This is a genomic window from Janibacter sp. Y6 (assembly GCF_040900765.1).
Classification (GTDB): Bacteria; Actinomycetota; Actinomycetes; order Actinomycetales; family Dermatophilaceae; genus Marihabitans; species Marihabitans melonis.
This window is the reverse complement of sequence record NZ_JAKLYZ010000001.1, coordinates 400,003-413,127: the sequence shown is the minus strand read 5'-3', so window position 1 is coordinate 413,127 and position 13,125 is coordinate 400,003. Positions and strand designations below refer to the sequence as shown.

The window sequence follows — 13,125 nt, the reverse complement described above, 5'->3', positions numbered from 1 at the left end:
TCCTCGCCCTGCGGCAGAATGGGGGTCATGTCCCAGGTGCCCACCGATCTCACCAGGATCGTCCTGCCGTCCCCCCTCCTCGACGCGATCGCGCGGGCCGGGTACTACCCCGACCTCGTCGCCGACATCATCCGCGCCGCCGTCGGCGAGGAGGAGGTCATCTCCCACCTCGTGCACCAGGAGACGACCTTCGACCAGGAGTCGGTGCGCCGGCACATCACCGCGCTGGTGACGACGAGCACCCGCCTCGTCATCGCCCACGCCGACGACTTCCCCGACGACGAGACCACCCGCGAGGACGTCGCGACCGCGACGACCGAGTGCATCCCCCTTCGCGCCGTGCGCGGGGTCATGCTCACCCACGTCGTGCCCAAGCCGAGCGAGTACGTGCCCGGGTCCCTCGGGCGCGAGCTCACCCTTACCGTCGGCTGGGGCACCGTGAGCCGGGTCGACCTGCTCCCCGCCGTGTGCGCAGACCCCTCGTGCGACGCCGACCACGGCTACGAGGGCACGATCGCCGCCGACGACATCTCGCTGCGCATCAGCGCCGAGGCCGAGGGCAGTGGCGCGCTCGACGCTGCGGTGACCTTCGCCCGGGACCTCTCGGCCCGCGTCGGCGTCTGAGCGTGCCCCCCGCCCCGGCCCTGCCGGTCGTCGGCGACGGTCTGCTCGACCGTCTGCTGCCCAGCGTCGCGACGAGCCTCGGGGTCGCCGGTCTCGCCCGCCCTGGTGACCGGGTGCTCGAGCCCGCCCGGCGCGCCGTCGTGGTGCTCGTCGACGGGCTCGGCGCCGAGCTCCTCGCCCGGCGGGGCGGTCATGCCCCCTACCTGCGCGGGCTCGCCGCGGCGCCCGGGTCGCGCTCGGTGGCCTGCGGCTTCCCCTCGACGACCGCGACGTCGATGGCGACCTTCGGCACCGGCCGGCTCTCCGGCGAGCACGGCCTCGTCGGCTACGAGGCGTACGACCCGGCGACGGGGCGCGCCTTCAACGAGCTGTCCTGGGAGGACGGCCCGGCCCCTCGTGACTGGCAGCCGCACCCGACCGTCTTCGAGGCCGCGTCGGCGGCCGGGGTCGAGACGGTCCGCGTCGGCCCGGGCTTCTTCGACGGCTCCGGCCTCACCGAGGCCGCCCTGCGCGGCGGCCGCTTCGTCGCCGCCTCCAGCCTCGCGCAGCGGGTCGACGCGACCCTCGCCGCGCTGCGCACCAGCTCGCGAGCCCTCGTCTACCTCTACTGGGGCGACCTCGACAAGGTCGGGCACGTGCACGGCTGCGGCTCGTGGCAGTGGGGCGAGGAGCTCGAGGCGGTCGACGCCGAGCTGCGGCGGCTCGCCGCCTCGCTGCCGCCCGACTGCGCGCTGCACGTCACCGCCGACCACGGCATGGTCGACGTCGCGATGGACCGCCGTCTCGACGTCGCCCACGAGCCCGATCTCGCGGCCGGGGTGGCCGAGGTGTCCGGCGAGCCGCGCTCGGTGCAGCTGCACTGCCTGCCCGGCGCCGTCGACGACGTGCTCGCCGCGTGGCGGGAGCGGCTGGGCGAGGACGCCGTCGTCGTCACCCGCGACGAGGCCGTCTCGGCCGGGTGGTTCGGTCCCGTCGAGGACCGCGTGCGGCCCCGGATCGGCGAGGTGGTCGCGACGATGACCGGCGAGCTCGCCGTGGGGGACTCGCGCCGTCACCGTCCCGAGCTGCTGGCGCTCGTCGGCCTGCACGGGTCGGTCACCCTCGACGAGGTCGCCGTGCCGTGGCTCTGCGCGCCGGCGCGACGGGCCTAGGCTGTCCGACCGTGGCTGAGCTCGTCTTCTTCTCCGGCACCATGGACTGCGGCAAGTCCACCCTCGCCCTCCAGATGGACCACAACCACCGCGCCCGCGGCCGCGAGGGTCTGATCTTCACCCGGCTCGACCGGGCCGGCGACTCGGTGCTGTCCTCGCGCCTCGGCCTGTCGACGGGCGCCGTCGAGGTCCACGAGGAGCTCGACTTCTGGGAGGTCGTCGTCGCCCAGCTGACGAGCGGGGGCAAGGTCGACTACCTCATCTGCGACGAGGCGCAGTTCTACTCACCGGCCCAGGTCGAGCAGCTCGCGCGCGTCGTCGACGAGCTCGACATCGAGGTCTACGCCTTCGGCATCATGGCCGACTTCCGCACCCAGCTCTTCCCGGGGTCGCAACGGCTCGTCGAGCTCGCCGACCGCACCCAGGTCCTCCAGGTCGCCGCGCTGTGCTGGTGCGGTGCCCGGGCCACCCACAACGCCCGCGTCGTCGACGGCTCGATGGTCGTCGAGGGCGAGCAGGTCGTCGTCGGTGACACGACCGACGGGACCCAGGAGGTCGAGTACGAGGTGCTCTGCCGTCGTCACCACATGCGCCGGATGAGCTCGCACGCGGCCCACGCCGCCGCGCTCTCGGCCGACGTCCTCCCCTTCGACCTCGACGCCTGCCCGGTGCCGCCGCGCGCCTGAGGGCCCCCGAGGTCGCCGCAGAGGCGGTGCCGGCCCGGGGCGGGGTCGATCAGATCCAGAAGGTGACGACGAGCCTCATGAAGCTGACGAAGCCGACGAGGCCCCCGCCGACGAGGACGACGGCGGAGACGACCCACCAGCCCCACCGCCAGGCGAGCCCGGCGGTCGTGCGGCGGGCCGGGGCGCGCCTGACCGCCCAGTGGCGGTTCTGCGCGAGCGGCCCGTAGCGGCCCGCCCCGTCGGGGGCGAAGGGGGCCCACGGGTCGCCGAGGGCGCGTGCGCGCAGCAGCTCGGTGAGGACCGGGCGGGAGAAGACGACGGGCATGCCGACGAGCACGAGCGCGAGGCCCAGGCTGACGACGACGAGCATGATGCGCACGCCCCAGACGAGCGCGGTGAGATCGGTCTCGAGGACGAGCGCAGCCGTCGTGGCTGCGGCGGTCACCGGGTCACTCGCCGCGCTTGGCGCCGAACATCACGTCGTCCCAGCTCGGGACGCTGGCGCGACCCTTGCGGCGACCGCCGGAGCTCTTGGGCCCGGGAGCAGGGGCCTCGGGGGCCGGCTCGGGCTCGGGCTCGGGGTCGGGCTGGGGGGTCGTCTCGGCATCCTCCGAGGCGCCCACCGCGGCGTCGGCCTCGTCCGGACCGGCGGCCGCCGGGGCCTCGGGCTGCGGTGCCTCGGCCTCCGGCGCCTCGGGCCGAGGGGTCTCGGCCTCCGGGGTCTCGGGTCGAGATGTCTCGGCCTCCGGGGTCTCGGGTCGAGATGTCTCGGCCTCCGGGGTCTCGGGCTCCTCGTCGGCGTCCTCGCCGACCGGCTCGGGCGTCGTGTCCTCGAGAACGCCGGCCTGCGCCGTCGCGTCGGCGTGAGGTGCCCCGCCGTCCTCGACGACCGGCTCGACCGGCTCGGCCGGCTCGACGACCGGCTCGACCTCGAGCAGCTGCTCGCTCTGCTGGGGGCCGGTGGCGTCCTGCGGCTCCACGGCCTCGACCGGCTCGGCGGCCGCAGCCGCGCGATCCTCGTCACGGGGGTGGACCCCCTTCGCCCCGGGCGGGAGCTCGGTCGGCAGCGGGGTGCCGGCCTCGTCGCCCTCGAGGGGGAGCGGGGGCTCGACGTGGTTCGGGCGGCGACGGCCACGACGGCGGCCACGGGCCGCCTCGCGCATCGAGGCCATGAGCTCGTCGGGCTCGCGTCGCTCCTGGGCCTCGACGTCGAAGACGGCGGTCGGCCGGTGGGGGGTCGGCACGGCGCTCTCGGCGGCGTCGGCCTCGGAGAGCCAGCGCGCCTCGTCGTTGGCGGCGACGACGCTCATGCCGGCCCGGTCGAACCACCAGCGCGCGGTGCGCTCCTTGCCCCCTGCCGCGAAGGTCACGGTGACGCTCCACTGCCCCTCGGCGTCACGCGAGGAGTCCCACAGGACGGCCTCCTCCGGCACGCCGCGCGACGCCAGCCGCGAGGCAGCCCGGCCGCCGAGGGTCTCGTCGGACCCCGAGCCCTGGCCGCGCACGCGCACCCGCTGGGCGGCGCTCGCGACGTGCTGGCGCTCGTCGAGCACCGGGCCCTCGAAGCGGGCGATCTTCTCCATGCTCCAGCCCGTGCGGGCCGCGACCTCCTCGCTGGAGGCCCCGGCGCGGATCATCGCCTGCACCTCGCGCGGGCGCACGGTGCTGTCCATCTCGATCTGCAGCTGCCCGAGGCGCGGACGATCGCGGCGCACGGCGGCGCGCAGCTGGTCGTCGATGCGGACGCGGTACTCCTGGCCGTCGCCGTCGGCGACGACGAGGTGCTCACCGTCGCCGTGCACGCCGATCAGTCGAAGGTCTCGCATGACTGTCCTCTCAGCTCTTCGGGGGTCGGGTGCGACTCTGCCACCCCCGTCCCGTGCGGCGGGGCCACCACGCCGCGCGACTACGGTTGGCTCCATGCCGCACGACGCCATCGCCCCGTACGACGCGATCATCCTCCACTCCTTCGGCGGGCCCGAGGGGCCCGACGAGGTCCTGCCCTTCCTGCGCCGTGTCACCGGGGGCAAGGGCATCCCCGACGAGCGCCTCCGGGAGGTCGGCGCGCACTACGACCTCTTCGGCGGCCGATCGCCGATCAACGACCACGGTCGCCGTCTCGTCGCCGAGCTCACCGAGGAGCTGCGCCGCCGCGAGATCGACGTGCCGGTCCGCCTCGGCAACCGGCACAGCCCGCCCTTCACCGCCGACGTCCTCGCCGAGCTCGCCGACGAGGGCGCCCGACACGTGCTCGCGATCCGCACGAGCGCCTGGCAGTCCTACTCCTCGTGCCGCTCCTACCGCGAGGACCTCGCCGCGGCCCTCGCCGACGTGCGCGTCGACGGGCTCGACGTCGACCTCGAGTTCGTCCGCCCCTACGGCCAGCACCCCGGCTTCGCTCAGACCAACGCCGAGCTCGTCACGGCCGCCCTGCGCGAGGTGCTCGAGGACGACGAGGCGCCCGCCCTGCTCTTCGTCACCCACTCGATCCCCGAGACGATGGACATCACCTCCGGCCCCGGCGACGCCGAGGAGCGGGCCTACTCGCGCGGTCACGCCGACCTCGGCGCCGCGATCTGCGATCACGCGAGCGAGCAGCTCGGCCGAGAGATCACCGGCGAGCTGACCTTCTGCTCCCGCTCGGGCCCGCCGAGCATGCCCTGGCTCGAGCCCGACGTCGGAGACCGCATCGAGGAGCTCGCTGCTGAGGGCGTGCGGACCGTCGTCGTCGTGCCGATCGGCTTCGTCAGCGACCACATGGAGGTCATCTACGACCTCGACACCGAGGCCGCCGCGACGGCGAAGGAGCACGGCGTGCGCCTCGTGCGGGTGCCGACCGTGGGCACCCACCCCGCCTTCGTCGAGGGTCTGGCCGACCTCGCGCAGGAGCGGGCGGCGATGCGCCGCGGCGAGGACGTCGAGCCGCGGGCGTGGGCGGGCCTCGTGGCGGCGGCCACGCCGTGCCGGCCGGGCTGCTGCCCGAACCTGCGCGAGGCGCTGCCCGCCGTGGGCGAGCACGCATGAGCACCGCGCCCGCGCTGCCCGAGGGCACCGATGTCCGCGCCCTCGCCGAGGTGGCCCGCGAGGTCGCCGAGGAGGCCGCGACGATGATCGTCCAGCGCCGGCCGGCCGATCTCGGTGTCGCGACGACCAAGTCCTCGCTCACCGACGTCGTCACGGTGATGGACCAGGCCAGCCAGGACCTCCTGCGCTCGCTCCTCGGCGAGCGTCGGCCGCAGGACGCCTTCGCCGGTGAGGAGGAGGGCGGGAGCGCCGGCACCTCCGGGCTCACCTGGGTCGTCGACCCCATCGACGGCACCGTCAACTACCTCTACGGCCTCGCCGCCTACGCGGTCTCCGTCGCGGTCGTCGTCGGCGACCCCTCCCGGCCGGGTGCGTGGCGACCCGTCGCGGGCGCCGTCGTCGACCCGGTCGCCGGCCGCACCTACGTCGCCGCCCTCGGCGAGGGCGCGACCGTGAGCGAAGGGGGAGGCGCGCCGCGCCCCCTTCGCGTCGCCGAGGCGGAGGGGCTGGGTCTGGCCCTGTGCGCCACGGGCTTCGGGTACGAGGCCGACCGACGCGCCTGGCAGGGGCAGGTGCTCGCCCGTCTGCTCCCGCAGGTGCGCGACATCCGCCGCCTGGGCAGCGCCGCGCTCGACCTGTGCCGGGTCGCCGACGGCACCGTCGACGTGTACTACGAGCGCGGGCTCAACCCGTGGGACCTCGCCGCAGGCTGGCTCGTCGCCACCGAGGCCGGGGCGGCGGTCACCGATCTCGACGGCGGCGACCCGAGCAGCGCGATGACGCTCGCGGGCGCCCCGCGGACCCAGGCGGCCCTGCGAGAGGCCGTCCTCGAGGCGGTCGACGCCGTGGGCGAGGAGCACGACCGGTCATGAACGAGGTCGGCCCCCGCGCCTGGTTCGAGCTCGCGAGCACGGGCGTGCTCGCGGTCGTCGACGCGATCTCGTCCGAGCAGCTCGACCGGCCGGGGCTGGGGGAGTGGGACGTGCGCTCCCTGCTCGGCCACACGTCGCGGGCCTTCGTCACGCTCGTCGACTACGTGGGCCGCGAGCCCGGGCGGGACCTCGAGCTCCTCGGCACCGCGGGCTACTACGCCGCGGCGCGCGCGCTGCCCTCCGGTGACGCGGCCGTCGCCGAGCGCGGCCGTGCGGCCGGCCGGGCCCTCGGGGACGACCCCTGGTCGGCCGTGCACGCAGCCGCGGACCGCGCCCTGCGCGTCGTGCACGAGAGCGCGGACGACACCCCGGCGGTCACCCCCTTCGGCACCCTCGTGCTCGCCGACTACCTGCCGACGCGGGCCCTCGAGCTCACGGTCCACGGGCTCGACCTCGCCCGGGCGACCGGGCAGGAGCCGCCCGCCGAGCTCGTCGAGGCGTGCGTGCCCGCTGTCGCGCTCTGCGCGCGGATCGCGCCGGGGCAGGCCCCGCAGGTGCTGCTCGCCCTCACCGGGCGTACTGTCCTTGCTCCAGGTTTCTCCCTCCTGTGAGGGCTCACGGTCTCCCCCTGCGAACCCAGGTGGCGCTCGTGCCCCCCGCTCAGGCACAATCCGCCCCGCCGGGCACAAAACTGCGGGGTCGTGCGTTGCACGACCCGACCACGATCTACCACGCGCGCTGAGGGGAATGACCACCACAATGGCAACCGACTACGACGCTCCACGCAAGACCGACGACGACATCTCCGAGGACTCCATCGAGGAGCTGAAGTCTCGACGAGCCGACCAGCAGTCGAGCAACGTCGACGTCGACGAGACCGAGGCGGCCGAGGGCTTCGAGCTGCCCGGGGCCGACCTCTCCGGTGAGGAGATGTCGGTGCGGGTCCTGCCTCGTCAGGCCGACGAGTTCACCTGCACCAGCTGCTTCCTCGTCCACCACCGCAGCCAGCTCGCCAGCGAGGGCACGTCCGGCCCGATCTGCCGGGAGTGCGCCGCCTGAGCATGGCTGCCCGACCCGAGGTCCTCGTCCTTCGGCTCCACGCCGACGCGGTGCTGCCGACGTACGCCAAGGACGGCGACGCCGGCGCGGACCTCACCAGCGTCGCCGAGGTCACCCTCGCGCCCGGCGAGCGTGCGCTCGTCCCCACCGGGGTCGCGATCGCGCTGCCGCCGGGCTGGGTGGGTCTGGTGCACCCCCGCTCCGGGCTCGCCGCCCGGCACGGGGTCTCGGTCGTCAACGCCCCCGGCACGGTCGACTCGGGGTACCGGGGAGAGATCCTCGTCAACCTCGTCAACCTCGACCGTGAGCGCGCGGTGACCCTCGCCGCCGGCGACCGCATCGCGCAGCTCGTGCTCCAGGAGGTCGGCACCGGCGACTTCGTCGAGGTCGATTCGCTCCCCGGGTCGCTCCGGGGCGAGACTGGTCACGGCTCCAGCGGGGGCTTCACCATCGAGGAAGGTCCAGGACACGATGTTCGGTCGTAAGAAGAAGGCGTCGGAGCAGGGCGACGCCCCGCAGACCCAGGACGCCGACGGCTCGACGACGGCCGACGAGACGTCGGACGGCACCGCCGTCGCGGCGGGCGAGAGCGGTCCCTTCGACCAGTCCCAGGTCGGCGAGGCCGACGGCCGCGTCGACTTCGGCGGGCTGTGGCTGCGCCCCGGCCCCGGCATGGAGCTGCGCCTCGAGGTCGACCCGACGTCCGACGCTGTCTCCGCCGTGCAGGTCGGCGTCGACGACGCCACCGTCCAGCTCCAGGCCTTCGCCGCGCCCCGCTCCAGCGGCATCTGGGACGAGATCCGCGGCGAGATCGCCGAGATGATCGAGAAGAACCGCGGCACCGTCGAGGAGGGCACCGGTCCCTTCGGCACCGAGCTGCGCACCCGGCTGCCCCAGCCCGGCGGCGACGGCCGCACGGTCTTCGCCCCTGCGATCTTCGCCGGGGTCGACGGCCCCCGGTGGTTCCTGCGTGCCGTGTACTCCGGCCGCGCCGCGGTCGACGACGCGGCCCGCGCCCGCCTCGACGACGTCGTGCGCGACCTCGTCGTCGTCCGTGGCGCCGACCCGATGGCGCCGCGCGAGATGCTCGAGCTGAAGATGCCGGCGACCGAGCAGTCATGAGCACCGTCCTGCGCCGCCTGCGCGACATCGTGCGCTCCGACGACGACCTCGTCGACGACGAGCTGCGCACGGGTGCGAAGGACCTCGGCTGCACCGCGCTCGACGAGGCACCCGACCGCGAGGTCGTCACCGTCGCCGGCACGATCCGCAGCGTCACCCTGCGCCCGCGGGTCACGGTGCCCGCGCTCGTCGCCGAGCTCTACGACGGCACGTGCCCCGTCGACCTCGTCTGGCTGGGCCGGCGAGAGATCGGCGGCATCCGCCCCGGCACCTACGTGCGTGCCCACGGCCGGCTGTGCCAGGGGACGCGCAACCGCACGATCTACAACCCGTCCTACGACATCGTCCCCCCGCCCTCATGAGCCGCGACGCGGACGCGCCGGCCGGTACGCCCGAGGCCCTGCGCCCGGTGCCGACGACGGTCGAGGGGCTCATCCGGCAGCGGCTGTCGGACGCCCTCGGCGGGATACGGGGCTCGCTCGAGACGACGCTGCCGATGCTCGCCTTCGTCATCTCGTGGTCGATCACGCAGGACCGCACGATCTCCCTCGGCGCCGCCGGGGTGCTCGTCGTCGTCCTGCTCCTCGCCCGTCTGGCCTCGCGCTCGAGCGTGCAGTTCGTCGTCTCCGGCGTCTTCGCCGCGGCGATCGCCGCCTTCTTCGCGCTGCGCTCCGGCAACGCCGAGGACGCCTTCCTGCCCGGGATCCTCACGAGCCTGGCCTACGGCGTCGCGGCGGCCCTGTCGGTCGTGCTGCGCTGGCCCCTCGTCGGCCTGATGATCGGCGCCACCGACCCGGCGGCTCGCGAGGGCGACTTCACCCGCTGGCGCCGTAACCCCGCCGCCGTGCGGGTGTGCAGCCGGCTCACCCTCGTGCTCGTCGCGGTCTACGCGATCCGGGTGGCGATCATGGGTCCGCTCTACCTCGCCGAGAACGTCGCGGGCCTGACCGTGAGCAAGGTCGTCCTCGGCTGGCCGCTGTGGGCGGCCGCCGTCGCCCTCATGGGCGCGATGCTCCTGCGTGGCCAGACCCCGATCGACCCCGGCGACGAGCTCCTCCAGGAGCCGGCCGGCCCGTACCCGCCGCGCTGAGCTCGGGGCTCGCGGACGCCCCGGTCGGTCAGGCGGTCGCGCCGCGCCGCGGGCTCATCATGTGCGCCAGCTGGGGCTCGGCCTCGGCCGTGGTGAGGAAGAGCAGCTCGTCGAGCGCCTCGAGGGCGTCGTCGACCGAGGGGTGGATCGGGCGGGCGTCGCGGATGATCCCGGTGAGGACGGTGTCCACGGGGAAGGTGATGTCGCCGACCCGACGCCCGACGTAGGGGTTGTCCGCGGGCAGGGTGATCTCGACCATCGTCGCGCTGCCCTGCTGGAACTCGAAGATCCGCACGAGGTCGCCGACGCTCACCGCCTCCTCGACGAGCGCGGTCATGATGCGTGGGGTCGACACGGCGACGTCGACGCCCCACGACTCGTCGAACATCCACTCGTTCTTGGGGTTGTTGACCCGACCGACGGTGCGCGGCACGCCGAACTCGGTCTTGGCGAGCAGCGAGACGACGAGGTTGACCTTGTCGTCGCCGGTGGCGGCGACGACGACGTCGCAGTCGGCCAGGCCCGCCTCGAGCAGGGTGGAGATCTCGCACGCGTCGCCGGCCAGCCAGCTGGCCTCGGGCAGCTTGGCCACCCGGGCCTCGTCGGCGTGCTTGTCGACGAGGAGGATCTCGTGCTCGTTGTCGAGCAGCTCACGGGCGATGGAGCGGCCCACGCTGCCGGCCCCGGCGATGACGACTCGCATGGTGTCCTCTCAGTCCTGCGCCGGAGGGGCCTTGTCGAGGACGCGCTCGACGTCTCCGACGCGCGTGCGCGGGATGGTCAGGTGGACGAGGTCGCCCTCCTGGTAGACCGTGTCCGGCCCGGGGATCGTGCCCTCGCCGAGCCGGGTGAGGTAGGCGACGCGGGTGCCCGTCGCCGACTCGATCTGCGAGAGACGACGACCGACCCACGACGGGTCGACCTGCACCTCGGCGATGATGACGGCGCCGGAGGCGTCGGTGTGCTCGGGGGCGTGGCCCTGCGGCAGGAGCCGGCGGATCACCTGGTCGGCGGTCCACCGCACCGTCGCGACCGTGGGGATGCCCAGGCGCTGGTAGATCTCGGCGCGGTCCGGGTCGTAGATGCGGGCGACGACGTGCTCGACGCCGAAGGTCTCGCGCGCCACCCGGGCCGCGAGGATGTTGGAGTTGTCACCGCTGGAGACGGCGGCGAAGGCGTAGGCCTGCTCGATGCCGGCCTGCAGCAGGGTGTCCCGGTCGAAGCCGACCCCTTCGACACGTCGCCCGGCGAACTCCGGGCCGAGCCGGCGGAAGGCCGCCGGGTCCTGGTCGACGACGGCGACGTCGTGGCCGCCGCGCTCCAGCGACCGGGAGAGCGAGGCCCCCACGCGACCGCACCCCATGATGACGAAATGCACGGTGCGACGGTACACGCCGGCACGTGCGGCGGCCGGGGGGGGCGAAGGGGTGACGCGGCACCTCGTCGTCGCGCAGCGGCGGGCCCGGTGCCCGCGTACAGTTCTGCCTCGTGTCCAGGGGTCGTCTGCTCAAGCGGGTGCTCGTCGGCCGAGCGATGCGCAGCGACCGTCTCGGCGAGACGCTGCTGCCCAAGAAGATCGCGCTGCCGGTCTTCGCCAGCGACGCGCTGTCCTCCGTGGCCTACGCCCCGGACGAGATCCTGCTGACCCTCGGTCTGGCCGGCGGCGCGCTCGCCCTCACCCACTCGTGGGAGATCGCGCTGGCTGTCGTCGTCGTCATGGTCGTCGTCGTCCTCAGCTATCGCCAGAACGTCCACGCCTACCCCTCCGGCGGCGGTGACTACGAGGTCGCGAGCGTCAACCTCGGGCCGCGCGCCGGGCTGACCGTCGCGAGCGCGCTGCTCGTCGACTACGTCCTCACGGTGGCCGTGTCGGTGAGCTCGGGGGTGCAGAACGCCGCGTCCGCCTTCTCCTTCCTGCGCGGGCACGAGGCCCTCGTCGCCGTCGGCATCGTCGTCGCCCTCACCGCGATGAACCTGCGCGGGGTGCGCGAGTCGGGCTCCGCCTTCGCGATCCCCACCTACCTCTTCATGGCCGCCGTGCTCGGCATGGCGCTCGTCGGCTTCGCCCGGCGCACCTTCGGCGAGCTGCCGCAGGCCGAGTCGGCCGACCTCACGCTCGCCCCCGAGGCCGGGTACGAGCAGCTCGGCACGCTGGCGATGGCCTTCCTGCTCCTGCGCGCCTTCTCGTCCGGGTGCGCGGCGCTCACGGGTGTCGAGGCGATCAGCAACGGCGTGCCGGCCTTCAAGAAGCCCAAGTCGACCAACGCCGCGACGACGCTGCTCCTCATGGGGGCGGTCTCGACGACGATGCTCCTGTCGATGATGAGCCTCGCGACGTGGACCGGGGTCCACTTCGCCGACGACCCGCAGCGCCAGCTGCTGCGCGACGGGGTGCCCGTCGGCGACTCCTACGTCCAGGACACCGTCATGGGCCAGGTCGCGAAGTCGGTCTTCTCCGGATTCCACCCCGGCGTCGTCCTCGTCTCGGTCGTCACCGGGCTCATCCTCGTGCTCGCGGCGAACACCGCCTTCAACGGCTTCCCCGTCCTGGGCTCGATCCTCGCCAAGGACGGCTACCTGCCGCGCCAGCTGCACACCCGCGGCGACCGCCTCGCCTTCAGCAACGGCATCGTCATCCTCGCGGCCGCCGCAGCGGCGCTCATCGTCGCCTACGACGCCGAGGTCACGGCCCTCATCCAGCTCTACATCGTCGGGGTCTTCATCTCCTTCACGCTGAGCCAGACCGGCATGGTGCGCCACTGGAACCGCCACCTCGCGGTCGAGAAGGACGAGCGGGCCCGCCGCCGGATGCGCCGCTCACGGGCGATCAACGCCGTCGGCGCGGCGATGTCGGGCACGGTGCTCGTCGTCGTCTTGCTGACGAAGTTCACCCACGGGGCGGGCTACGCGCTCGCGGCGATGGGCGTGCTCTTCGCCCTGATGATCGCGATCCGGCGGCACTACGACCACGTGCGCGAGGAGCTCGCGGTCCGCGAGGACGACACGCAGCAGCAGCTGCTGCCCTCGCGGGTCCACGCCATCGTCCTCGTCAGCAAGATCCACAAGCCGACGCTGCGAGCCGTCGCCTACGCCGCCGCGACCAGGCCCTCGCGCCTCGAGGCGGTCACCGTCGACGTCGACCCGGACGAGACGGCCCAGATCCAGGCCGAGTGGCTGCGCCGGGGGATCCCCGTGCCGCTGAAGTCGCTCGACTCGCCCTACCGCGAGATCACGCGGCCGGTCGTCGACTACGTGAAGTCGATCCGCTCGGGCAACCCGCGTGACCTCGTCGTCGTCTACATCCCCCAGTACGTCCTCGGGCACTGGTGGGAGCAGCTGCTGCACAACCAGAGCGCGCTGCGGCTGAGGTCGCGCCTGCTCTTCACACCAGGGGTCATGGTGAGCTCGGTGCCGTGGCAGCTCGCGAGCTCGCAGGGGGCCGAGGAGCGCTTCGACGGACCCGTCGCGGGCGACGTGCGACGAGGAGAGAAGTGAGC

Annotated in this window: 16 protein-coding genes; 12 read left to right on the top strand and 4 right to left on the bottom strand. The window is 73.9% G+C overall.

What is annotated here, in order from left to right; all coding sequences use genetic code 11:
- Positions 1 to 27: 27 nt before the first annotated feature.
- From L6241_RS01990 to L6241_RS01980, 3 genes are read left to right on the top strand one after another with little or no spacing between them, the layout of a single operon-like run.
- Complete coding sequence (locus L6241_RS01990; RefSeq protein WP_368244541.1) at positions 28 to 624, top strand: DUF5998 family protein; 597 nt, start codon at positions 28 to 30, stop codon at positions 622 to 624.
- 2 nt (positions 625 to 626) lie between these two features.
- Positions 627 to 1,775, top strand: coding sequence for an alkaline phosphatase family protein (locus L6241_RS01985; RefSeq protein WP_368244540.1), 1,149 nt, complete (start codon positions 627 to 629; stop codon positions 1,773 to 1,775).
- Positions 1,776 to 1,786: 11 nt separating this feature from the next.
- Positions 1,787 to 2,461 (top strand): thymidine kinase, encoded by a 675-nt coding sequence (locus L6241_RS01980; RefSeq protein WP_191681544.1) that lies wholly within the window; start codon positions 1,787 to 1,789, stop codon positions 2,459 to 2,461.
- A 49-nt stretch (positions 2,462 to 2,510) separates the two neighbouring features.
- Here L6241_RS01980 and L6241_RS01975 read toward each other — a convergent pair whose 3' ends face one another.
- Both L6241_RS01975 and sepH read right to left on the bottom strand, forming a co-directional pair.
- Complete coding sequence (locus L6241_RS01975; RefSeq protein ID WP_368244539.1) at positions 2,511 to 2,906, bottom strand: hypothetical protein; 396 nt, start codon at positions 2,904 to 2,906, stop codon at positions 2,511 to 2,513.
- Positions 2,907 to 2,910: 4 nt separating this feature from the next.
- Positions 2,911 to 4,287: a septation protein SepH gene (sepH, locus tag L6241_RS01970; protein ID WP_368244538.1), complete on the bottom strand. Its 1,377-nt coding sequence runs from the start codon at positions 4,285 to 4,287 to the stop codon at positions 2,911 to 2,913.
- Between the two features lie 94 nt (positions 4,288 to 4,381).
- Between sepH and hemH the strand changes: the two genes are divergently transcribed.
- The 8 genes from hemH to L6241_RS01930 all read left to right on the top strand — a co-directional run bounded on the left by hemH (position 4,382) and on the right by L6241_RS01930 (position 9,628).
- A complete protein-coding gene (hemH, locus tag L6241_RS01965; RefSeq protein ID WP_368244537.1) occupies positions 4,382 to 5,485 on the top strand; it encodes a ferrochelatase in 1,104 nt (367 codons plus the stop codon).
- Complete coding sequence (locus tag L6241_RS01960) at positions 5,482 to 6,357, top strand: inositol monophosphatase family protein (protein ID WP_229299030.1); 876 nt, start codon at positions 5,482 to 5,484, stop codon at positions 6,355 to 6,357. The genes hemH and L6241_RS01960 overlap by 4 nt, the downstream gene beginning before the upstream one ends.
- Positions 6,354 to 6,968: a maleylpyruvate isomerase N-terminal domain-containing protein gene (locus L6241_RS01955; RefSeq protein ID WP_368244536.1), complete on the top strand. Its 615-nt coding sequence runs from the start codon at positions 6,354 to 6,356 to the stop codon at positions 6,966 to 6,968. The genes L6241_RS01960 and L6241_RS01955 overlap by 4 nt, the downstream gene beginning before the upstream one ends.
- Positions 6,969 to 7,116: 148 nt before the next feature.
- Positions 7,117 to 7,416, top strand: coding sequence for a DUF4193 domain-containing protein (locus L6241_RS01950; RefSeq protein ID WP_068275393.1), 300 nt, complete (start codon positions 7,117 to 7,119; stop codon positions 7,414 to 7,416).
- Positions 7,417 to 7,418: 2 nt separating this feature from the next.
- On the top strand, positions 7,419 to 7,901 hold the full coding sequence (gene dut, locus L6241_RS01945; protein ID WP_368244535.1) for a dUTP diphosphatase: 483 nt from the start codon (positions 7,419 to 7,421) through the stop codon (positions 7,899 to 7,901).
- Positions 7,888 to 8,538 carry a DUF3710 domain-containing protein gene (locus tag L6241_RS01940; RefSeq protein WP_123091906.1) on the top strand — a complete coding sequence of 217 codons (651 nt, stop codon included), beginning with the start codon at positions 7,888 to 7,890 and terminating at the stop codon, positions 8,536 to 8,538. Before dut ends, L6241_RS01940 begins: the two co-directional genes overlap by 14 nt.
- A complete protein-coding gene (locus tag L6241_RS01935) occupies positions 8,535 to 8,900 on the top strand; it encodes an OB-fold nucleic acid binding domain-containing protein (protein ID WP_068275402.1) in 366 nt (121 codons plus the stop codon). The genes L6241_RS01940 and L6241_RS01935 overlap by 4 nt, the downstream gene beginning before the upstream one ends.
- Positions 8,897 to 9,628, top strand: a complete 732-nt coding sequence (locus L6241_RS01930; protein WP_368244534.1) for a DUF3159 domain-containing protein — start codon at positions 8,897 to 8,899, stop codon at positions 9,626 to 9,628. Before L6241_RS01935 ends, L6241_RS01930 begins: the two co-directional genes overlap by 4 nt.
- A gap of 28 nt (positions 9,629 to 9,656) precedes the next feature.
- Here L6241_RS01930 and L6241_RS01925 read toward each other — a convergent pair whose 3' ends face one another.
- Both L6241_RS01925 and L6241_RS01920 read right to left on the bottom strand, forming a co-directional pair.
- A complete protein-coding gene (locus L6241_RS01925; protein WP_068275405.1) occupies positions 9,657 to 10,331 on the bottom strand; it encodes a TrkA family potassium uptake protein in 675 nt (224 codons plus the stop codon).
- Positions 10,332 to 10,340: 9 nt separating this feature from the next.
- Complete coding sequence (locus L6241_RS01920; RefSeq protein ID WP_368244533.1) at positions 10,341 to 11,006, bottom strand: TrkA family potassium uptake protein; 666 nt, start codon at positions 11,004 to 11,006, stop codon at positions 10,341 to 10,343.
- A gap of 155 nt (positions 11,007 to 11,161) precedes the next feature.
- Between L6241_RS01920 and L6241_RS01915 the strand changes: the two genes are divergently transcribed.
- On the top strand, positions 11,162 to 13,123 hold the full coding sequence (locus L6241_RS01915) for an APC family permease (RefSeq protein WP_368245134.1): 1,962 nt from the start codon (positions 11,162 to 11,164) through the stop codon (positions 13,121 to 13,123).
- Positions 13,124 to 13,125 lie beyond the last annotated feature (2 nt).